Below are 20,592 nucleotides of genomic sequence, written 5' to 3' on the forward strand. Positions count from 1 at the left end.
AATGGCAGACTTTAGACAACAAGCATTAGATCAATTTAACAATTTACAGCTTCCAGTTTATAACACGACGACATACGGAAATTACACCGCGCCGCGTAACTGGACACCGACGACTTATAATGCCGCGACTGGTTCAGCATCAAACATCAACGTTGATCCATACTACAAGCAGGCAAAGCAAGACTATCTCGGCAGCTTAAAGAACCAATTATCCTACACAGGATTTACACCGGGCGAGCAGAGCAAGCTAAACCAGCTCACGCAGTCACAGGTAACGGCAGCGAATGCAGGCCGCAACACGCTGCAAAACCAACTACAGAGCAGAGGGCAAGGCGGCGCGGGTGCTTCACTCGCTATGCAGCTAGCTAACAATGCCCAAGTAGCAAACGCCGCTAACGGTTTAGGGGAGAGCCTGTTCCAAGATAGCGAGAAAGCCGACCTACAGAGGCAAGCATTGCTCGGTAGCACGCTCGGCACATTTGCAGGGCAAGACGCCAACACAGCGGCTCAACAGGCCGCACTAAACAATTCATTCAATCAGATCATGCTTCAACTGCAAACTGGCGCTAACAAGTATGGCGCCGACATGCAGAACCAAGCATCGCTTTACAATCTCGGAAACCAAGACGCGATTGACAGGGCTAACGTTGACATAGCGAATAAGAATCTCGACCGATACAACCAGTTCCAAGACAAGAACTTTACGAACTCCGGTCAATTGGCATCCGCCAATGCAAACGCACTCAACGCAATACAGTCTGCAATCGACACCCGCGAAATGGCAGGCGATCAGTTCAACATGGACTTAGCAAAACTCGGATTGCAAGGAGCCGGATTGCTGTTCGGTAAAGACGGATTTGGACTAAAGGGTTCTGACATAGCAGATGTGGCAGGCACAGTAGGCAGCGCGGCAATGGATGCCGGTAGCTGGCTGGGCGATACAATCGGCAGCATATTCGATTGGTTCTAATAGGTAGCGTATGGCAAATTTAATTGATTTCGAGAAACTAGGGTTAGCTCAAGCACTAAAGCAGTTCACAGACCCGACACCGACACCAAACCCATTGGACAACCTTCCACAATCTTTGCAGAAGCAGAGGGAAATGTTCGGGGAATACCAGAAGGGCAACACTGCCTATCTGGAACAGATGAAACAGGCTTACGACAAGTTCGCAGAGTCCAACAAACCGGACGTATGGAACCTGTTAAACAGTCTCGCAGACAGAGCAAGTCTTGCTTACTCGTCACATCTACAAGGCAAGTATCCTAGCGCAAATGCCCAGCCATATAGGCAAGACGTATACCGTGACATTGCATTGCGTAAAGACGACGAGAAAGACCGCAGGGCTAGGAACGCTTCCGCACTAAAGGGGATGCAGGACTGGCTTACTGCAAAGCAAGGCATGGCAGGAGAGAACTTCAAATTCCAAAGCGGCTTGCTGGACAAAGAGGATCAAGTCGCATTGCAGAAATACACGATGGACAAGCAAGACAAATCCAATCGCGTTACCAATGCTCTCGCTCTCACAAACCTGGGCCTCACATACGAGGCAAAGAAATCAGCAGAGCGTTCCGCTGCCATAAAGATGCAATACGATATGTATAAGGACGGGCACGAAGGTATCGCCAAGACACTTAACGACACTCTCAAGCAGAGAGACGACAACCCAATATACAAGCTGTCACAAGCCGGGCTTCTCAACATCGAGAATGCAAGAGCTGGATTGCAGCAGGGAACAGGTATCGGCGACATAGTAGCACTGCGTCAATTTATGGCGGGTGTCGCTAACGAAGCAAAGAACACTACGGACTCAGAAAACAGAGCATACCTAGGTCAATCCCTAGACGTTATGACGCAGCTTATAAACCGCGTCACGATGTTAGGAGAGGGCGGGTTTGCACCGGAGCAGCGTAAAGAGATTGAGCAGGCGCTTAACATCGTTGACAACAACATGAACAAAGTGGCTCGCAAGACCACACAGGACTATTACAACCGCTATCAATTAAACGCAGCTATCGTGCCCGGCACAAAGCCAACGGACTGGAAAGACCGTGGTTATGTTGCGTTCGGATTGAACATACCGCAGCCGACAATCCGTCCTGTAGATAACAAACTCAATCCAGACTTCACACCAAAGGACGACACCAAAAAGCCGACCCTTGGAGAGCAAGTTAAAGGCGGTGCGTCAAAGGTCGTGAACCGTGTAACAGGCGGCGATACGAAGCCAGAGGACCAAGAACAAAGCCCAAGCGATATGTTCGGTTTTAATTGGAATGAGCTGGGCAGTTTCCTCGACAAGTGGAAGAAAGGCAGTCAGCAGTAATAGGTAAACCAGAATGAGTATGATTGATGAATTTAAGTCAGAGTTCGGTGATAGGACCAAGACACTAAACGATGTGCAGATAGCCCGAGTGCTATTTGATCGCGGTGGCAGTAAAGACGGGGAGAGTTTCCCAGACTTCGCCAAACGTGCCGGCGTCAAAGTCAATGCGATAGACGCAATGGGTAATGCCCTTGCCGATACGTTGTCACTAGGCACCATGCCGATGATAGGCGCAGCCGGTAAGACGGCCGTGGAAAAGCTGACTGGGGATGAACGCTCATTCGCAGAGGCATATCAGGATAACAAGCGCCAGTTTAATGATCAAAACTCGGTAGCCCGGGACCAGAATCCAGCAACCAGCTTCACAAGCGACTTGCTCGGCAACACACTACAGCTAGCCAGCCCGCTAGCTAAAGGTGTCGCTGCATTAACCCCAGGTGGTGCGCTATCAAAGGAAGCCGCACAGGGCGCTTTCATAGGTGGAGCACAGTCTGCAGGGGGTAGTGCTTCGAGGGGCGAGGATGGAGCGCAAGGGGCTTTTAACACCCTTATGGGGGCAGGGCTCGGTGCAGCTAGTGCCCCAGCAGGAGCAATGGTTAAAAACCTAGGGGATGCTGCGGCAGGTACGTTTAAGACCATAGGCAACAGCACAGAGAGATTAGCCGACAGCTTGGAATCATTGCCGCGCTGGATAGGCGAGAAGATGGGCAAGATGGCATCCAAGGATTGGCCCGGTCCGGGTATGTCGCCAATGGAGAAGGCAGTCCAAACCGACAAAGAATTCTACGGCAACCTATTAGCTAGTGATGCTGTGGACACAAAGAAGGTCGTAGGCAAGATCAAGGAATTCTTTAGCGATCAGAACTGGCCCAACTACAGACCGTATGCCTTTGCCCGAGACAACGACTTGAATTCTGTCCAGTCATTGTTGGCAAGAGGAAAGGCAGGCGAGGCAGGAGCCGAGTTTGACAAGGTATTATCAACCAAGCGCGGACAGATGTTGGCGCAGGGCGCAGACCCAATCGCTGTAGAGCGCGAAATGGATACCTACGTTAAGAGCCTCTACAAAGACATTGTGGACACCAAGCTAGAAGGGCAACCAAACCTCGATGCAGTGAAGTCCCGATTGGAACGCGACTACCCAGACATTGCACGCCGCAGGGTCGGTACATCAAATTCACCGAAGGAATTGCTATACGAGCTTGAGCGCGAGAACAGCGGCTTAGTCGCCAAGTATTTCGAGCCGGTGAACATGAACAATCCGCAACAGGTGCAAACACTCATGCAGCACTATGGGGCACAAACACCGCAAGAGCTGCAACAGAACTTCTTGCTGCAATCAACACGCGGCAACGGTCAACTGTTCGCGCCGAAGGAAACCAGTAGAGACATAATGAGAGCTGCGCCAGACGCAGGCTATCAAGAGTTAAAACGTGATGTGGCAAATGATGTTGCTACCTCGATAAAGAGCCGTATCGGTGGCATGTACCGTAACTGGCGAAACAGCTATTACAGGCGACGTGACTGTAACCGGCGCGTTAGAAGTAACTGGCGCTGTACAGTTTGGAACCTATGCAGCAATAGACGCAGAAGAAGTAGTTGGCTTCATCACAATTAAAGACGCTGCTGGCAACGACCGCAAAGTCGCTATTGTAGCTTAAGGCCGGTGACACATGGGTAATGTAGTCACTAAGTCAATCGCATCTACCGATGTATCGGCTGCCGCAGTCTATTCAGACGTATTCAGTCCAAGACCCGGAAAGTTCAACGTATCAAATCGTATTGCTTCGGGTTCGCCATCCACCTACACGGTGACATTGCAACGCAGATTTGGTGTTAGCGATAGCTGGCGCACTGTTGCGACTTATACAGCGGTCACAGAAACCACTAGGGACGTTGTAGAGAATGGGGAGCAATACCGTATCGGTATAGCGCAATCCCAACTGGATGCAGGCACACTAGAGCTGCGATTAGGCAGCGTACAGTGATCCTTGATTACCAGACGCTAAGTATAATAGGCGGTGTCCTAGCTTTTGCTGCCGCGTGGGTCTGGAAGATCCACCTAGAGGCAAAGAAGCAAGAGCAAAGAGTCACCGCTATCGAAACCAAGCTAGAAGCCCATGTAACGGAATGTACGAAGCAGCAGAAAGAGCTGCGCGACGATATGCGAGAAATGCAACGCACGCTAAATGCGCTGCGATCCGAAATCGCTAAAGTGCTTGGGTATCTCGAAAGAGATAAATAACTGCGTAACAGCGGTGGGCATCGCTGTTGCAATTTCCTAAGTTAAGAGAGTGAACACCGCAGCGATTGAAACCGGCTGCGGTGTTTTCACATAAATACATTTGACATGGCTGCGCCTTGGTTGCTCATGCTATGTATGAAAACTTGAATCTGTCCAAACTACAAATCTATAATAGGAACTCGGTAATACGGGTTCCTATTTTCATTGGTACTCGTCGTAGATACCCCCAAAGTAGATAATCTTATGGCGTTGCCGATCCTCGATAACCACATCGGTACGAGCAGCGCGACCAACCCCACAATGAGGGCAACGAGCCTTCCCAACTAGATCGTCCTGGCGGGCGGTATCTCCCAGCGCACGAACCGCTTGCCGAAGTGCTATGCCCCAGCGGCGTCGGCATTTGCGATTATCGCACACGGCCTCCAAGCCGTGCTTGTTGGCGATATAGTCGGTTAGCCTGCGGAGGGTGATATCCGGCATGGGCGGATTGATTCCATGTTCCTGAAACGTTCGCAAGTGGGAACGGACATACCCGCGTATGAATCCAGTGGATAAGAGGGGGAACAATGCCAAAGCCAAAGGCGTACTTGGTCATAGAAGGCTACGACAGCACCGATGAGATTTACCGAAAAGAGATACCGGCTGGCACTATAACCACGGCCAAACTGGAAGAATTACTCCGTTGCCTGACTAGTCGGTATTTGGAGCCGGACGAAATTGTCGGGGGACTTCTTAAACGCCGAAGTAAAAACGCAAACGCTCTACTTGAAGTCCGAAAAGAGAAGGCCAATTTTGGTTATGCATGTGGAGATAACCCTTACTTCACAGCTCGCGTCATAACCAAGTGAGGATGTATGGAAGAGAAGAAGCAGCCGGTAACAAAGATCACGATTGACCCGACTACGGGTACGCCGACCGTCAATTTGGAAAACCTCAAAAAGATTTCCATCGGCAATATTCTCGATCTGAAATCCTACAAAATGAGTGTGATGGATGGTCGTACCATGCACACCATGGAATTTAAGGATGGCGGCACTGCTGAGGTCACCTATAGCAGCACGGGCAAGCTCGAAGTGTTCAGTGTGGAGCAAGGCTACACCACCATTCAGAACACTGCCGAGCACGGCGCGGCGATTACTCTCAATATGAAGGGTAAGCAGTAAGAAGTAGGGGACGATTTGTTCGGAAAGTCGTCCCCACTTTCCTGCACAAATCCTGCACAGTGCGCCAAGCGCATGTGCATCTAGCGAATTCTGCTAGACAATTTTGATCTTACTTTATTTCGATGACGCTCCAGACGAAGCCGGCGGAGAATACCCGCTTGGCTATTTCGGCCAGCGCGCGGTCGTCCTTCAGTTTCGCCAGTGCCTTCTGATCGGGCACTGCCGGCAACAGTTTCTTGAGCGCAGCAGTACCTTTGCGCTTTTCGGCCCGGGCGCGGATGGTCTTGAAGGATGTCGGCATGGCGATTTGCAGAATAGGGGTCAGGTTGCCAAATTATAATATTGGCGTGATCAGGGGTGAACGACCATACTTTGAGCCTGACAGACTGTCATTTCTTATTGGATAATCGCCGCTTGCCCGCCGATCTGATATCGAGAACCGCCCGTGCCGACCGGGCCCACCTGTCGCCGCGCCGGTTGGTCGTGCTGCTGGTGGTGGCAATGGCGGCAATTGCCTGGACCGTGACCGGCGTATGGATCATGGGCGACCGGCAGCGCATCTATCGGTCGGCCGCCACCGAACTGACCGGTGCGATTCCTGTGCTGAAAGTTCATGCGCGGCGCAGCTTCGATACGGCGCATACGATCCTGGTTGCCCTCGACGAAGCCCTGCAGACCGGCGGCGCGGATGTCGACTTGCGTCGTCTGGGCATGCTGGCGCTGAAGATGCAGAGCAATGATGCAGATCCGATCGGCATCGCCATTATCAGCGCCAGCGAGCATTTGACGCGCATCGGCAGCGGCGATCCCGAGGTCGATGTCAGCAATCGCGACTATATGAACGCGATCCGCAATTCCCCGCCCGGCAGTTTCTTTATCGGTAAACCGCTGCCGAGCCGCATCAGCGGCCGGGCAGTGATCCCCATGGTGATGAAAACCAGGCAACATGCATCGGGTATTGGTGCCATTCTGGCCGCTATACCGGTAAGCAATTTCGAGGAGGCTTATCGCGATCTGCTGGTTTCTGCCCCCTCGGCTATCGGCCTGCTGCGTGATGACGGCGTGGTGTTGCATCTGACGCCAGATCCGCGCGATCGGATCGGCAGCTATCTGCCGGGGTTCGATCTGGCAACGCTGAGCCGCGAACATCCGCCGATGACGGCATTTGAACGCGATAGCATTGGCGAACTCAAGATGCCGATCATGGTCAGTTATGCCACGATCGATCCGTATCCTTTGATCGTCGGAGGTGCGCTGCGGATCGAAGCCCTGCAGGAGGTCTGGCTGCGGGAAGCCTGGCCGAAAGCGGCCGGCGTTTTCGTCGGCAGCATCATCGTGATTTTGCTGGCGGCCTGGCTGCTGGTGCTGATGTCGCGCCGCGATGCCGCGATGCGCAGGGTGACGGAGGCGCTGGTCGAACTCGAAGCAGCCAACCGCGCCAAGCGCGATTTCATGGCGCGCATGAGCCACGAACTGCGCACGCCGCTGAATGCCATCCTCGGCTTCTCCGAACTGATCGGCGGCGCCATGCTCGGCCCGGTTCCGAAAACCTACCAGGATTATGGCCGCGACATCCACCGCAGCGGCGCACATCTGCTCGACATGATCAACCAGGTGCTGGATATCACGCGGATTGAAACCGGCAGCCTGCATCCGAAGCTCGAGCCGGTCGAAATCGATGCTGTCGCAGCCGAGGTCGCGATGATCCTGCGCCCGCTGGCGGACGGCCGTAAGGTGAAAGTGAAATTCGAATTCGAAGCCGATGCGCGCCAGCTGCTCGCCGATCCGATGATGCTGCGGCAGATGCTGCTCAACCTTGTGTCCAATGCCGTGAAGTTCAGTCCGACGGGTGCAGCGGTCGTTGTTGAGTCCGGTGCGGACGAGAATGGTGTGGTGGTGACGGTGTCGGATCGCGGCCCCGGCATCGACAAGGACAAGCTGAAGCATGTGTTCGAGCCATTCGGCAGCGGTCAGTCGCTACTGGCGCAGCAGGCGGCCGGCATCGGGCTGGGTCTGCCGATTGCGAAGAAACTGGTGGAGATGCATGGCGGCCGGCTGACCATCACCACCAGCCGGCAGAAGGGCACAGTGGTGACGCTGGTCTTCCCGGCGGAGTGCCGGATCGCAGCTTAAATTACTGCCCGCGGCCTGATTGCGAGGCGAAGCGCTCGGCTTCCTCGGCGGCGCGGATCAGCGCCTTGGCCTTGTTCACGCACTCGACATGCTCGGACATCGGATCGCTGTCGGCGACGATGCCGGCGCCGGCCTGCACATACATGGTGCCATCCTTCACCAGCGCGGTGCGCAGCGTGATGCAGGTATCCATCGTGCCGTTGGCCGAGAAATAGCCGACGCCGCCGGCGTAGAAGCTGCGGCGCACCTGCTCCAGTTCGTCGATGATCTCCATCGCGCGCACCTTTGGCGCACCCGACACCGTGCCGGCCGGGAAGCCGGCGAACAGCGCATCCAGTGCGTCGTATTCGGGGCGGATCTTGCCCTCGACATTCGACACGATATGCATGACATGGCTGTAGCGTTCGACCTGGTTGCGCTCGGTCACCTTCACGGTGCCGATCTGCGCGACGCGGCCGACATCGTTGCGGCCGAGATCGAGCAGCATCAGATGTTCGGCGCATTCCTTCGGATCGCTCAGCAGGTCATCGGCCAGCGCCTGATCTTCGGCCGGCGTGGCGCCGCGTTTCCGCGTGCCGGCGATGGGACGGACAGTGACGATGTCGTCGCGCAGGCGCACGAGGATCTCGGGCGAGGAACCTACGAGACACGGCCCGCCGAGGTTGAGGTAGAACATGAAAGGCGAGGGGTTGGTCCGCCGCAGCGCGCGATAGAGCGCAAATGGCGGCAGACGGAACGGCAGACTGAAACGCTGGCCGACCACGACCTGGAACACATCGCCGGCAGCGATGTAGTCCTTCGCCTTGCGCACCATTGCCATGTAATCGTCAGGCGACATGTTCGACTGCGGTTCGGGCAGCGAGTCCAGATCGGCGATCTGGTCGCGCACCGCGCCCAGCGGCCGGTCGAGATCGGAAACGATGTCAGAGAGCCGCTCGCTCGCCATCGCGTAAGCCGCGCGCGCATCCATGCCGCTCTGCGGTCGTACCGGCGTCACCACTGTGATCACGTCGAGCACGGAATCGAAAATCGCCATGACAGTAGGCCGCATCAGCAGGCCATCGGGAAGGCCAAGCGTGTCGGGATTGGTATCCGGCACCTTCGGCTCGATCAGCCGCACCATGTCGTAGCCCATGAAGCCGACAATGCCGGCTGCCATCGGCGGCAGGTGCGAAGGCAGGTCGATATGGCTTTCGGCCAGCAGCTTACGCAGGGATTCCAGCGTCGGCTCGGGGCAGGGCTCGAAGCTGGTCTGGTCGAAGCGCGCCTTGCGATTGATCTCGGCCTTCTGGCCGCGACTGCGCCACAGCAGGTCCGGCTTCAGCCCGATGATCGAGTAGCGGCCGCGTACCGCGCCGCCCTCGATCGATTCCAGCAGGCAGGACCACGGCCGCGTATCGGCCAGTTTCAGGAAGGCCGAGACCGGCGTTTCCAGATCGGCGACCAGCTGCGTCGAGAGCACCTGGGCTTCGCCCGCCATGTATCGCTGGGCGAAGCTGGCATAGTCGGGCGTGATCTTCATGACTTGCGCAACGGCCTCAGAAGTTGGCCGCGCGGGCGCGCGCTTCCGTATTGACGCTGACGCCGATCTCCTTCTGCAGCACCAGCTTGTACTGCGCCACCAGATCCTGGGTCATGCCGCCGGCAATCTGCTGCGCGGTGCGTTCCTGCTCGCGCGCCACCAGCGCCGGATCGGGCTGTTCGATGCCAGACAGCTTCGCCACGATGGCGCCACCGGCCGGAGCCGCGGCCGGGCCGTTCACCACATCGCCCACCTTGGCGGCGTTGAACAGGGCGCTGAGCACGGCAGGCGAGAAGCTGCGTTCGGCCGGCTGACCGCCGCGGCTGAGTGGCGCACTGAGCTGCACTGCGGCGCCAAGGCCGGCAGCCTCGCGGGCGAGGTCGCCGCCGCTGCGGACGCGCTCGGCGATTTGCTTGGCGCGCTCGCTGGCGGCTTCGGCACGCGCACGCTCGACCAGCGCTGCGGTCACCTGGGCCTTCACTTCGTCGAGCGGCTTGAGCGCTGCCGGCTGGATCGCCAGCACCTTGAGCACGAGCAGGCCGCCGTCGGTGCTGTCGACGATCTGCGGCTCGGCCTCGGTGCCGAGCTGGAAGGCCTCGCTCAGGAAGGCAGGCAGCTTGGGCAGTGCCTCGATCCTCTTGCCGGCGCTGTCGGCACCCTGTGCATCGATGCCCTCGACCTGCTTGGTCGGCAGGTTCTGGGTCTTGGCGATCTCGTCCAGCGTCGCGCCGCCGGCGATCTGGTCGTCGATCTGCTGGCGCAGTTTCACCATGCCGTCGGCGGCCTTGCGCAGGCCGACCTGGTTGCGCAGTTCGGTCTTCACATCCTCGAAACTGAGCGTGGTGCCGGCCTGGATGTCGGTGACGCGCAGCAGGTGGAAGCCAAACGGCGAGATCACCGGCTCGCTGACCTTGTCCTTTTCCAGCGCAAAGGCGGCGTTGGCGATGGCGGCCGGCAGGTCGTTTTTGGTCACGAGACCCAGCGACAGATCTTCCGGCTTCAGCTTCTGGGTGCGGGCGGCCATGGCGGCGAAGCTCTCGCCCTTGGCGATGGCCTCGTGGGCCGTCTTGGCTTCGGCCTCGGTGGTGAACACCACCTGCTCGATGCTGCGCTTCTCCGGCGTGACATAGGCCTGCTGATGCGAGTCATATTCCTCGCGCATTTCCTCGTCGGTCACGTTCATCACGCTGGCGCGCTGCGCGGCGGTGATGTCGAACCAGGCGACGTTGCGGCGCTCGGGCGCGGTGAAGGTGGCCGGGTTCGCCTTGTAGAACTCCTCGATCTGCGCATCGGTCGGCGCGGCGGGAGCGGGCAGCCTGGCGGGATCGATCACGATGTACTCGGCCATGCGGCGCTGCAGACGATACTGCAGCACGGCATTCACCATCGCGTCGGGCGCCTGCACCACGCTGCCGAACAGGCTGCCGAGCAGCTGGCTGCGCAGCACATCCTCGCGCAGCGCCGCCACCAGCATGCCCTCGCTGTAACCCTCGTTGCGCAGATACTGTTCGTAGGCGAGGCGGTCGAACTGGCCGCCCATGCCCTTGAAGGCCGGCGCGTTCATGATCATGTCGCGCACCTGCTCGTCGCTGGCGCCGATGCCGAGGTTGCGCGCCGCCTGCACATAGAGCTTGTTCTCGATCAGGCTGTTCAGCGTCGTTTCGTCGAGGCCGAGCTGCTTGGCCTGCTCGGTGCTGAAGCCGGCGCCGAACTGGCGGCGCAGCTGGTTCACCTGGCGGCGCAGCGCGTCGGAGTATTCGCCCTGGCCAATGGTGACCGAGCCGACCTTGGCGACGTCGCCGCTGCTGCCGAAGCCGCGGACATAATCGGCGATGCCCCAGATGGCGAAGCTAAACACCAGAAGGATCATCAGACCCTTGGCAATCCAGGACGCGGCGCCGGAGCGCATCTGCTGCAGCATAAATCCACCTAAAAAAGCAAAGCGAAACAAAGGCTCAGCGCGGTTTGACGGCCGGGCTGGAACGGGCCGGCATACTAAAGGCGGGGGCAGGGGGCGGCAAGGCGCCGGCTTTGCCTTTCCGGCCGGAACTTGCTAGGGAAGGCGCGGTTTTTGTGCATCCCGGCACCCATTCAAGAGGTTCCCATGGCGGCCCGTCGCCCCCTGATCGTCGGCAACTGGAAAATGAACGGCCTGACCGCGAGTCTGGGCGAGGCGACGGCGCTCGCCGGCAAGGTGAAAGCCCAGGCCCCGACGGCTGAACTCGGCCTCTGTCCGCCTGCCACGCTGGTCGCTGCCATGGCGGCTGCCCTGAAAGGCACCGGCATTGGCGTTGGCGGCCAGGACTGCCATGGCAAGGCGAGCGGTGCGCATACCGGCGACATCAGTGCCGAGGCCCTGAAAGACGCCGGCGCAACCTATGTGCTGGCCGGCCATTCCGAGCGCCGCACCGACCATGCCGAGACCGACGCCATCGTGCGCGCCAAGGCGCAGGCGGCGCATCGCGCCGGGCTGATCGCCATCGTCTGTGTCGGCGAGACGCTGGCGCAGCGCGATGCCGGCGAGACGCTGAAAGTCGTGTCCGCCCAGCTGCGCGGCTCGCTGCCCGACGACGCCAGTGCTGCGAACACCGTGGTGGCTTACGAGCCGGTCTGGGCCATCGGCACCGGCCGCACGCCGACCGAAGCCCAGGTCGCCGAAGTGCATGCCGCCATGCGCCAGGAGCTGAAGGCGCGTTTCGATGACGGCGACGGTTTCCGCCTGCTCTACGGCGGCTCGGTGAAGCCCGACAACGCGAAGGCCCTCATGGCGGTAGCCGATGTGGATGGCGCTCTCGTGGGCGGCGCCAGCCTGAAGGCGAATGACTTCTGGCCGATCATTGAGGCCAAGGGCTTCAAATAAGCATCATGGGCAAGGTCGAGCGGGACGAGGACGGCTCACTCGCGGCGCTTAAAAAAGTCGCCGCGCAGTTTGCCGTTGCCGTCACGCCGCATCTGCAGGCCCAGATCGACCCGAGCGATCCGAAAGACCCGATTGCGCGCCAGTTCCTGCCGGATGCGGCCGAACTGGTGACGCTGCCGCACGAGCGCGAGGATCCGATTGGCGATACGGCGCACAGTCCGGTGCCGGGCATCGTGCATCGCTATCCCGACCGCGTGCTGCTCAAGCTGGTCAACGTCTGCCCGGTCTACTGCCGCTTCTGTTTTCGCCGCGAGATGGTCGGGCCGGGCAGCAAGGGCCTGAGCGCCGAGCAGCTCGATGCGGCGATCGATTACATCGCGCAGCATCCGGCGATCTGGGAAGTGATCCTCACCGGCGGCGATCCGCTGATTGTCTCGCCGCGCCGCCTGAAAGAGGTGATTGCGCGGCTGAACGCCATTCCGCATCTGGGCGTGATCCGTATCCACAGCCGCGTGCCGGTGGTCGATCCGGCGCGCATCAATGACGCCATGATCGACGCATTGAGGTCCAGCGAGAAGGCCGTCTGGCTGCTGCTGCACGCCAACCATGCCCGTGAGTTCGTGCCGGAGGCGGCGGCGGCGATCCGCAAACTGGTCGAGGCCGGCGTGCCGATGCTGGGCCAGTCGGTGCTACTGAAAGGCGTCAACGACAGTCCGGCCGCGCTCACCGATCTGTTCCGCGCCATGGTGGCCAACCGGATCAAGCCGCATTACCTGCATCACGGCGACCTGGCCCGCGGCACCAGCCATTTCCGCCTGTCGATTGCCGAGGGTCAGAAGCTGATGCGCCGCCTGCGCGGGCATACTTCGGGCCTGCTGCAGCCGACTTACATCCTCGACATTCCCGGTGGCCACGGCAAAGTCCCGGTCGGGCCGGCTTACGCGGAGCCGCAGGAGGATGGCAGCTGGGCGATCACCGACCCCTGGGGCTGCGGACACCGCTATGACGACCCGGTGGTGAGGGAATAGTCTGGACTTTCAGCGGCTTATGTCATTCTTCGGTGGTCTTGTCAGCGCTTATTCCCTCCTTAATTCGAGCTTATAACGCGCTTATTTTTGCTTATTTGAGTCTTATTCCGGCTTGGCGCGGGCTTATTGCGGGGCTGACCTTTCAAAAGATTGTCATGGCCGGCCTCGTGCCGGCCATCCACGCCTTTCTTTTTTCGACGAGCAAAGACGTGGATGGCCGGGACAAGCCCGGCCATGACAGTGGCAGGTAAGGGAGCCGAATCCTGATTCGTCCCGCCGTGGCGAGCGCGCTGCCCAGCGGGCGGAAATCAGCCTGAGAACAATATGCGAACATTGTCGAAAAGTCAAGCCAGCGGCAGCACATGGCACCTTGTTGCCGGGGAGGGCTTTCCCTATCTCCCTGCACAGTGTAAAAGCCCCCGGACTTACGGAGATTTCGGGCCATGATGACCTTCCTTCTGGTGGTGCATATCCTGCTGGCGCTGGCGCTGATCGGCGTCATCCTGATGCAGCGTTCGGAAGGCGGCGCACTCGGCATGGGCGGCGGTGGCGGCGGTTTCATGACTGCGCGCGGCTCGGCCAACCTGCTGACCCGTACGACGGCGATCCTGGCGACCCTGTTCATCCTGTCCAGCATCGTGCTGGCGATTCTTGCCGGCGGTCATTCGCGGCCCACGTCGATTCTCGATTCGGCGCCGACGGCGACTCCGAGCGCACCGGCTGAACCGGCCAAGCCTGCCGTTCCGCTCTCCCAATAACTCAGCCGTAATCGACTGATTTAAAAACAAAGTTTTCGAGTTTGTGAAATCGCGCGAGTCGGCGCGAGCGAACCCTTTTGTGTGTGCAATGGATCGGTTAAACAGGGCTCCCATGACGCGGTACATCTTCATCACCGGCGGCGTGGTCTCCTCGCTTGGAAAAGGTCTGGCTTCGGCGGCGCTCGGCGCGCTGCTGCAGGCCCGTGGACATACCGTCCGCCTGCGCAAGCTCGATCCCTATATCAACGTCGATCCGGGCACCATGAGCCCGTATCAGCATGGCGAGGTCTTCGTCACCGACGACGGTGCCGAGACCGATCTCGACCTCGGCCATTACGAGCGCTTCACCGGCGTGCCCGGGCGCAAGACCGACAACATCACCACCGGCCGCATCTACCAGACCGTGATCGCCAAGGAACGCCGTGGCGACTATCTGGGTGGCACCGTGCAGGTGATTCCGCATATCACCGACGCCATCAAGGACTTCATCGCCGACGACCGCGAAGGCACCGACTTCATGCTGGTGGAAGTCGGCGGCACCGTGGGCGATATCGAAAGCCTGCCGTTCCTCGAAGCGATCCGCCAGTTCGGGCTTGAAGCGGGCCGGGGCCAGGCGATCTACATTCACTGCACACTGGTGCCCTATATCGCCGCCTCGGGCGAGATCAAGACCAAGCCGACGCAGCATTCGGTGAAGGAGCTGCGCTCCATTGGCATCCAGCCCGACATCCTGCTCTGCCGCTCGGATCGCGAAATCCCGCAGGGCGACCGCCGCAAGATGGCGCTGTTCTGCAACGTGCGCGAAGAGGCCGTGATCCCGGCGCTCGACGTGAACACGATCTATGCCGCGCCGCTGGCCTATCACGAAGCCGGCCTCGACGTGCAGGTGCTCAAGGCTTTCGGCCTCGATGCCAGCCAGGAACCGGATGTGTCGCGCTGGAAGAATGTCGTGCAGCGCGTGGTGGCGCCGGAGAACCGCGTCAAGATCGCCATCGTCGGCAAGTATACCGGCCTGAAGGATGCGTATAAGTCGCTGGCCGAAGCGCTGGCACATGGCGGCATCGCCAACAATGCGCGCGTCGATATCGAATGGATCGAGTCCGAGATATTCGAGAAGGACGAAACCGCACTGGCGGCGCTGGATGGCGTACACGCCATCCTGGTGCCGGGCGGCTTCGGCGAACGCGGCTCGGAAGGCAAGATCCGCGCTGTCACCTTCGCGCGCGAGCGCAACGTGCCGTATTTCGGCATCTGCTTCGGCATGCAGATGGCGGTGATCGAATATGCCCGCGCCAAGGGCGGTTTCCCCAAGGCCAGCAGCACCGAATTCGGCCCCACGAATGAGCCGGTCGTCGGCATGATGACCGAATGGATGCGCGGCAACGAGCTGGAGCAGCGCTCGGCCGCCGGCGATCTCGGCGGCACCATGCGTCTGGGTGCCTACGAGGCCGCGCTGAAGCCGGGCAGCCATGTCGCTGAAGTTTACGGCGGCACCAAGATTTCGGAACGCCACCGCCATCGCTACGAGGTCAACACCAAGTATCGCGAAAAGCTGGAAAGCTGCGGCCTGGTCTTCTCCGGCATGTCGCCGGACGGGTTGCTGCCCGAGATCGTAGAACTGCCGAACCATCCGTGGTTCATCGGCGTGCAGTATCACCCGGAACTGAAGTCAAAGCCCTTCGAGCCGCACCCGCTGTTCGCCAGCTTCATCGAGGCCGCACTGAAGCAGTCGCGGCTGGTGTAATTCTCACCGTGTCGTAAGCAAGACGTGGATGGCCGGGTCAAGCCCGGCCATGACAGTTGGGTGTTGCGCACTTCTCACACAGATCGTCACCCTCGGGCTTGACCCGAGGGTCCATCTGCCGGTTCTGCCCGGCCATGACCCAGCCGCAATGGAGATGGATGCTCGGGGCAAGCCCGAGCATGGCGGTGGTGGGGGTGTTGGTTCGTTCACGAAAATTGTCACCCGCGGACTTGATCCGCGGGCCCCATTTTCCTTGGGAGCAAATGGGATGCCCGGGTCAAGCCCGGGCATGACGGAACAAAGGAAATCCCCGCCATTTATCCCCATCTTGCCACCGCCGGGATGTGCTGCACCCCTTGCCCCAAGCCCCCCGCCGGGCTATCCCTTTGGCCCGTCTTTTCTGCCCGATTTCAGCTTAAAGAGGACCCCCGGACATGAGCGGCATTACCGATATCCTGGCGCGCGAAATTCTCGACAGCCGTGGCAATCCCACCGTGGAAGTGGATGTCGTGCTGGAGAGTGGCGCCATGGGCCGTGCCGCCGTTCCCTCGGGTGCCTCGACCGGTGCGCATGAAGCCGTCGAACTGCGCGATGGCGACAAGAAACGCTATCTCGGCAAGGGCGTGCTCAAGGCGGTCGATGCCGCCAATGTCGAAATCTTCGATGCCATCGCCGGCTTCGAGGCCAGCGACCAGCTCAAGATCGACCGCACCATGATCGATCTCGACGGCACGCCGAACAAGGCGCGCCTCGGTGCCAACGCGATCCTTGGCGTGTCGATGGCCGTCGCCAAGGCGGCCGCCCAGGAAGCCGACCTGCCGCTGTACCGTTACGTGGGCGGCGCGGCCGCGCATATCCTGCCGGTGCCGATGATGAATATCATCAATGGCGGCGCGCATGCTGATAACCCCATCGACGTGCAGGAATTCATGATCATGCCGGTGGCGGCGCCAAGCCTCGCCGATGCCGTGCGCACCGGCGCGGAAATCTTCCATACGCTGAAGAAGAAGCTGAAGGATGCCGGCCACAATACCAATGTGGGCGACGAGGGCGGCTTTGCGCCGAACCTGCCGAGCACCCGCGGCGCGCTCGACTTCATCATGCAGGCCATTGAGGCTGCCGGTTACAAGGCCGGCAAGGATGTGATGATCGCTCTGGATGCCGCCAGCACCGAATTCTTCAAGGACGGCCAGTATCACCTCGACGGCGAGAACCTGAAGCTGTCCCCGAGCGATATGGTCAAGTACTGGGCCAAACTGGTCGGCGACTATCCGATCGTCTCGATCGAAGACGGCATGGCCGAAGACGACTGGAAGGGCTGGAAGGAACTGACCGACACGATCGGTGCCAAGTGCCAGCTGGTCGGCGACGATCTGTTCGTGACCAACCCGAAGCGCCTCGCCGATGGCATCAGGCAGGGTGTCGGCAACGCCATCCTCGTGAAGGTCAACCAGATCGGCACGCTGTCGGAGACGCTGGAAGCCGTGGAGCTGGCGCACAAGAACGGCTATCGTGCCGTGATGTCGCATCGCTCGGGCGAGACCGAAGACAACACGATTGCCGACCTTGCCGTGGCCACCAACTGCGGCCAGATCAAAACCGGCTCGCTGGCGCGCTCGGATCGCATGGCGAAATACAACCAGCTGATCCGCATCGAGCAGCAGCTCGATGTCGCCGCCAAATATCCGGGCCTCTCGGTCCTGAAGGGCCGCTAAGCAGACAGACGATGGTGAGCCGGGGGGTAATCATCATCGCACTCGCCGTCGCGCTGGTTTCGGCCGGCGCGGCGGCGCAGTCTATTTCGGTCGCCGGCAAATGGGCGGTCAGCCAGAGCCGCTGCGACACCGAGGCCATCGCCTTTGAGAGCGATGGCAGCTTCAACTCGACGCTCGACGACAACCAGCCGCGTAGCGGCAAATACCGCACTGGCCGCGACCGCATCATCCTGCTGGACGAGCAGGAGCCGGATCGCGAACTGGCACTGATCATTCTCGATTATACGCCGACGCGCCTCGTCGCCTTCGACGAGACGATTGAATCCGACCGTCGTCTGGTGAAGTGCCGCTGAGGTATTTACTCAAACATATGCGGCATGAAATGCGGGCCGGTCTCGTCATGCTCGCTGATGTCCAGCCCGCAGGCGCGCGAGGCGACGATCCAGAGACCCAGTAAGCTGATCCTCGATCAGGCTGCAGGCCGCGTCCGGCTGGCGAAGGCGCGGGAGGAGCGCATGCCGGAAAGATAGTTCGCTCCTCCCGTGCGGGGACGTGAAACTAGCCGCGTTTCGCTGCCTGCTGCCTGCGGTATTCCGCCACCGGCAATCCACCGACACCCCAGTTCTCCATCTCGACTTCGTCGATCACCACGAAGGTGGCGTCCAGCGGCTTGTTCAGCACATCGAGGAGCAACTGGCTGACGCCCCTGATCAGCTCGGCCTTCTGCTCGGGCGTGGTATGCGAAGCTTTGGCGTTACCTTCGCGGGTGATCTGGATATTCACATACGGCATTTTCTGTCTCCCTGATCAAAGTTACCAGCGGCCGGCCTGAACGCCGCCATCGACATGAAGCACCTCGCCGGTAACGAACTGCGCGCCTTCAAGATACAGCACGGCCTCGACGATCTCTTCCACCTTGCCCAGCCGCCGGATCGGATGCATGGCGGCGAGGAATTCATGGCTGTCCGGCGTGTGCATCGGCGTGTCGATGATGCCAGGCGAGACCGCATTCACGCGCAGGCCGCGGCCGGCATATTCGATCGCCAGCGCCTGCGTCACCGCATTCAGTCCGCCCTTGGTCAGGGCGGTGAGCGCCGCCGGCACGCCGGCCACCGGCATGTCGACCAGGCTGGTGGTGATGCTGACGATATGGCCGCTGCCCATATTACCGTTGCCCTGACGCAGCATCTGCGCGGCCACGCGCTGCGAGACATGCCAGAAGCCGGCGACATTCACCGACTGCATCGTTTCGTAATCCTGCAGCGTGAAATCGGTAAAGGGCTTGGAGAAGAAGATACCGGCATTGTTGACCAGCGTGTCGACGCGGCCGAACTGCGCCATCGCGGTCTGCAGGATCCGGTCGGCGGTGCGCGGGTCGCCGATATCGCCGGCGACCGTGACAATGCCCTCATCGCCCTTCGCGAAGGCCGGCGTGATGCCGCGCGAATTGGCCAGCACGCGGTAGCCCTTCGCGCGGAAACCCTGCACCAGGCCGGCGCCGATACCCTGGGACGCGCCGGTAATGATGGCGACCTTGTTCTCTGCAGTCATGACATCTGTCTCTCTTTCTCGTCTGGGGACGGCCCCCGTTCGGGCGTCGGTGAGGGACAGGTAGGCCTTTGCTGAATTTGGGAGAATAATCACTGTACGAAATATACTTTTGCATGATACGCAAAAGTATGGATCAGCTCTCCGCCATGCGGACTTTCGTCGCCGCGCTGGATGCCGGCAGCCTCAGCGCGGCCGCGCGCCAGCTGGGGCGCTCGCCGGCGGCGGTATCGCGCGCCATTGATGATCTTGAAGCCCATGTCGGCGTCCAGCTGCTGCACCGAACGACGCGCACCATTCGTCTCAGCGAGGCGGGCGAGCGCTATGCTGCGGCCTGTCGCCGCCTGCTCAGCGATCTGGAGGAGGCCGACCTGGCGGCAGCGGGCGAGGGCGCGGCGCCGCGTGGCCTGCTGACGCTGACAGGTCCGCTGGTCAGCGGCGCGCGCGTGCTGCGGCCGATCCTGGACGGGTTTCTGGATGCCTATCCGGCCGTGAAGGCGAAACTGCTGCTGCTCGATCGCCAGGTGAACCTGGTGGATGAGGGCGTCGATATCGGCCTGCGGATTGCGCATCTTCCGGATTCAAGTCTGATCGCATTGCGGGTGGGTGAAGTGCGCCGTGTGATCTGCGCATCGCCGGGCTATCTCGCGGCGCGCCCGCCGATCTGCGGGCTGGAGGATCTGGCCGAGCAGGACTGTATCTGCATGACCGCCTTCGGGCAGGAGCTCTGGGGCTTCCAGACCCCGGACGGGGTGCAGCAGCAGGTGCGCATGCAGCCGCGCCTGATTGTGAACACCGTGGAGGCGGCGGCTGATTCCGCCATCGAGGGGCGAGGCCTGATCCGGGTGTTTTCCTATCAGGTGGCCCGGGAGATCGCCGATGGCCGGCTGGTTGCGGTGCTGCCGCAGGCCGATGCCTCGGCCTGGCCGGTGCATCTGATCACCCCTGAGGGGCGGCTGGCGGTACCCAAAGTGCGGGCCTTCGTCGATTACGCTCTGCCGCGGCTCAAGGCCGAATTCCGCCACATGGGCCGGCTTTGACCCCAGCCTGGCGCGGCCTCTCGGGAATCCCGCCTAGCCCTTTGACTCTCCTGTGAGAATCTTGCGACCGACTCGGAAAAGGTTTGACCCCGCGACTCGGCTGTGATTCCCTGCGAATCACCATGAGTGCTGTCCGCGAAATTCGCCGTCATTCCCTTGCCGCCATCGTGCCGGTGATCTGTTTCGCCGCCATCGGCTACTTCGCCTACCACGCGATGGAAGGCGAGCACGGCATCAATGCCTATACCCGCCTGACCCTGCAGATCCGCGACACCAGGGCCGCCCTCGCCGAAGTGACGGCGGAGCGCCAGACCCTGGAGCATCGGGTCGGCCTGCTGCGCGCCAGTGGCCTTGATGCCGATATGCTGGAAGAGCAGGGAAAAAAGATCCTGGGGCTGATCAAGCCGGGCGACCGGGTAATACTCGGGCGCTAAATACCGGCTTCCCCGCAACGGAATTTCGCTATTTAACTGAAGTTCAGTTAATTACCAGAAAATCCTTGTTTTAACCAG

The 20,592-nt window shown here is 60.2% G+C and carries 19 protein-coding genes; 14 read left to right on the plus strand and 5 right to left on the minus strand.

Translation table 11 applies throughout. From position 1 onward, the window contains the following. Position 1 precedes the first annotated feature (1 nt). From CTR53_RS10510 to CTR53_RS10530, 5 genes are all read left to right on the plus strand, one after another. Entirely contained in the window at positions 2-970 is a 969-nt protein-coding gene (locus CTR53_RS10510; protein WP_290812559.1) for a hypothetical protein, read from the plus strand. A 10-nt stretch (positions 971-980) separates the two neighbouring features. Beyond that, on the plus strand, positions 981-2,324 hold the full coding sequence (locus CTR53_RS10515) for a hypothetical protein (protein ID WP_290812561.1): 1,344 nt from the start codon (positions 981-983) through the stop codon (positions 2,322-2,324). A 13-nt stretch (positions 2,325-2,337) separates the two neighbouring features. Beyond that, positions 2,338-3,942 carry a hypothetical protein gene (locus tag CTR53_RS10520; protein WP_290812563.1) on the plus strand — a complete coding sequence of 535 codons (1,605 nt, stop codon included), beginning with the start codon at positions 2,338-2,340 and terminating at the stop codon, positions 3,940-3,942. Between the two features lie 366 nt (positions 3,943-4,308). Next, positions 4,309-4,569, plus strand: coding sequence for a hypothetical protein (locus tag CTR53_RS10525; protein ID WP_290812565.1), 261 nt, complete (start codon positions 4,309-4,311; stop codon positions 4,567-4,569). An 854-nt stretch (positions 4,570-5,423) separates the two neighbouring features. Further along, positions 5,424-5,732 carry a hypothetical protein gene (locus tag CTR53_RS10530; RefSeq protein WP_290812567.1) on the plus strand — a complete coding sequence of 103 codons (309 nt, stop codon included), beginning with the start codon at positions 5,424-5,426 and terminating at the stop codon, positions 5,730-5,732. 109 nt (positions 5,733-5,841) lie between these two features. Here the strand turns inward: CTR53_RS10530 and CTR53_RS10535 are convergent, their stop codons facing one another. Next, on the minus strand, positions 5,842-6,033 hold the full coding sequence (locus CTR53_RS10535) for a hypothetical protein (RefSeq protein WP_290812569.1): 192 nt from the start codon (positions 6,031-6,033) through the stop codon (positions 5,842-5,844). Positions 6,034-6,146: 113 nt separating this feature from the next. Here CTR53_RS10535 and CTR53_RS10540 point away from each other — a divergent pair, with 113 nt between their 5' ends. Further along, on the plus strand, positions 6,147-7,865 hold the full coding sequence (locus CTR53_RS10540; RefSeq protein WP_290812571.1) for a sensor histidine kinase: 1,719 nt from the start codon (positions 6,147-6,149) through the stop codon (positions 7,863-7,865). A gap of 1 nt (position 7,866) precedes the next feature. Here the strand turns inward: CTR53_RS10540 and trpE are convergent, their stop codons facing one another. After that, on the minus strand, positions 7,867-9,387 hold the full coding sequence (gene trpE, locus CTR53_RS10545) for an anthranilate synthase component I (RefSeq protein WP_290812573.1): 1,521 nt from the start codon (positions 9,385-9,387) through the stop codon (positions 7,867-7,869). 16 nt (positions 9,388-9,403) lie between these two features. Beyond that, positions 9,404-11,308 (minus strand): SurA N-terminal domain-containing protein, encoded by a 1,905-nt coding sequence (locus tag CTR53_RS10550; protein WP_290812575.1) that lies wholly within the window; start codon positions 11,306-11,308, stop codon positions 9,404-9,406. 183 nt (positions 11,309-11,491) lie between these two features. Here CTR53_RS10550 and tpiA point away from each other — a divergent pair, with 183 nt between their 5' ends. The 6 genes from tpiA (at position 11,492) to CTR53_RS10580 (ending at position 17,845) form a co-directional block, all read left to right on the plus strand. Next, positions 11,492-12,247, plus strand: coding sequence for a triose-phosphate isomerase (tpiA, locus tag CTR53_RS10555; protein ID WP_290812577.1), 756 nt, complete (start codon positions 11,492-11,494; stop codon positions 12,245-12,247). 5 nt (positions 12,248-12,252) lie between these two features. Then, a complete protein-coding gene (locus tag CTR53_RS10560) occupies positions 12,253-13,275 on the plus strand; it encodes a lysine-2,3-aminomutase-like protein (protein WP_290812581.1) in 1,023 nt (340 codons plus the stop codon). A gap of 443 nt (positions 13,276-13,718) precedes the next feature. After that, positions 13,719-14,033, plus strand: a complete 315-nt coding sequence (gene secG / locus CTR53_RS10565) for a preprotein translocase subunit SecG (protein ID WP_290812584.1) — start codon at positions 13,719-13,721, stop codon at positions 14,031-14,033. Between the two features lie 112 nt (positions 14,034-14,145). Continuing rightward, the gene (locus CTR53_RS10570) at positions 14,146-15,777 is read left to right on the plus strand and encodes a CTP synthase (protein WP_290812587.1); all 1,632 of its coding nucleotides are present in this window, start codon (positions 14,146-14,148) and stop codon (positions 15,775-15,777) included. A 434-nt stretch (positions 15,778-16,211) separates the two neighbouring features. Then, positions 16,212-17,492 carry a phosphopyruvate hydratase gene (eno, locus tag CTR53_RS10575; protein ID WP_290812590.1) on the plus strand — a complete coding sequence of 427 codons (1,281 nt, stop codon included), beginning with the start codon at positions 16,212-16,214 and terminating at the stop codon, positions 17,490-17,492. Between the two features lie 11 nt (positions 17,493-17,503). Continuing rightward, entirely contained in the window at positions 17,504-17,845 is a 342-nt protein-coding gene (locus CTR53_RS10580) for a hypothetical protein (protein ID WP_290812593.1), read from the plus strand. A 205-nt stretch (positions 17,846-18,050) separates the two neighbouring features. Here CTR53_RS10580 and CTR53_RS10585 read toward each other — a convergent pair whose 3' ends face one another. Then, entirely contained in the window at positions 18,051-18,284 is a 234-nt protein-coding gene (locus CTR53_RS10585) for a 4-oxalocrotonate tautomerase family protein (RefSeq protein WP_290812596.1), read from the minus strand. A 21-nt stretch (positions 18,285-18,305) separates the two neighbouring features. After that, a complete protein-coding gene (locus tag CTR53_RS10590; protein WP_290812599.1) occupies positions 18,306-19,043 on the minus strand; it encodes an SDR family oxidoreductase in 738 nt (245 codons plus the stop codon). Between the two features lie 128 nt (positions 19,044-19,171). On the opposite strand from CTR53_RS10590, the gene CTR53_RS10595 reads away from it, so the two are divergent. Both CTR53_RS10595 and CTR53_RS10600 read left to right on the plus strand, forming a co-directional pair. After that, the gene (locus CTR53_RS10595; RefSeq protein ID WP_290812602.1) at positions 19,172-20,080 is read left to right on the plus strand and encodes a LysR family transcriptional regulator; all 909 of its coding nucleotides are present in this window, start codon (positions 19,172-19,174) and stop codon (positions 20,078-20,080) included. Between the two features lie 122 nt (positions 20,081-20,202). Next, positions 20,203-20,514, plus strand: coding sequence for a septum formation initiator family protein (locus CTR53_RS10600; RefSeq protein ID WP_290812605.1), 312 nt, complete (start codon positions 20,203-20,205; stop codon positions 20,512-20,514). Positions 20,515-20,592: the final 78 nt, after the last annotated feature.

Source organism: Ferrovibrio sp., assembly GCF_002796975.1.
Lineage (GTDB): Bacteria > Pseudomonadota > Alphaproteobacteria > Ferrovibrionales > Ferrovibrionaceae > Ferrovibrio.

Bases quoted from the DNA above. Each gene is read 5' to 3' on its own strand.
- CTR53_RS10510 (WP_290812559.1), top strand. From the start codon at position 2: ATGGCAGACTTTAGACAACAAGCATTAGATCAATTTAACAATTTACAG.
- CTR53_RS10515 (WP_290812561.1), top strand. From the start codon at position 981: ATGGCAAATTTAATTGATTTCGAGAAACTAGGGTTAGCTCAAGCACTA.
- CTR53_RS10520 (WP_290812563.1), top strand. From the start codon at position 2,338: ATGAGTATGATTGATGAATTTAAGTCAGAGTTCGGTGATAGGACCAAG.
- CTR53_RS10530 (WP_290812567.1), top strand. From the start codon at position 5,424: ATGGAAGAGAAGAAGCAGCCGGTAACAAAGATCACGATTGACCCGACT.
- CTR53_RS10535 (WP_290812569.1), bottom strand. From the start codon at position 6,033: ATGCCGACATCCTTCAAGACCATCCGCGCCCGGGCCGAAAAGCGCAAA.
- trpE (WP_290812573.1), bottom strand. From the start codon at position 9,387: ATGAAGATCACGCCCGACTATGCCAGCTTCGCCCAGCGATACATGGCG.
- CTR53_RS10550 (WP_290812575.1), bottom strand. From the start codon at position 11,308: ATGCTGCAGCAGATGCGCTCCGGCGCCGCGTCCTGGATTGCCAAGGGT.
- tpiA (WP_290812577.1), top strand. From the start codon at position 11,492: ATGGCGGCCCGTCGCCCCCTGATCGTCGGCAACTGGAAAATGAACGGC.
- CTR53_RS10560 (WP_290812581.1), top strand. From the start codon at position 12,253: ATGGGCAAGGTCGAGCGGGACGAGGACGGCTCACTCGCGGCGCTTAAA.
- secG (WP_290812584.1), top strand. From the start codon at position 13,719: ATGATGACCTTCCTTCTGGTGGTGCATATCCTGCTGGCGCTGGCGCTG.
- CTR53_RS10570 (WP_290812587.1), top strand. From the start codon at position 14,146: ATGACGCGGTACATCTTCATCACCGGCGGCGTGGTCTCCTCGCTTGGA.
- eno (WP_290812590.1), top strand. From the start codon at position 16,212: ATGAGCGGCATTACCGATATCCTGGCGCGCGAAATTCTCGACAGCCGT.
- CTR53_RS10580 (WP_290812593.1), top strand. From the start codon at position 17,504: ATGGTGAGCCGGGGGGTAATCATCATCGCACTCGCCGTCGCGCTGGTT.
- CTR53_RS10585 (WP_290812596.1), bottom strand. From the start codon at position 18,284: ATGCCGTATGTGAATATCCAGATCACCCGCGAAGGTAACGCCAAAGCT.
- CTR53_RS10590 (WP_290812599.1), bottom strand. From the start codon at position 19,043: ATGACTGCAGAGAACAAGGTCGCCATCATTACCGGCGCGTCCCAGGGT.
- CTR53_RS10595 (WP_290812602.1), top strand. From the start codon at position 19,172: ATGGATCAGCTCTCCGCCATGCGGACTTTCGTCGCCGCGCTGGATGCC.
- CTR53_RS10600 (WP_290812605.1), top strand. From the start codon at position 20,203: ATGAGTGCTGTCCGCGAAATTCGCCGTCATTCCCTTGCCGCCATCGTG.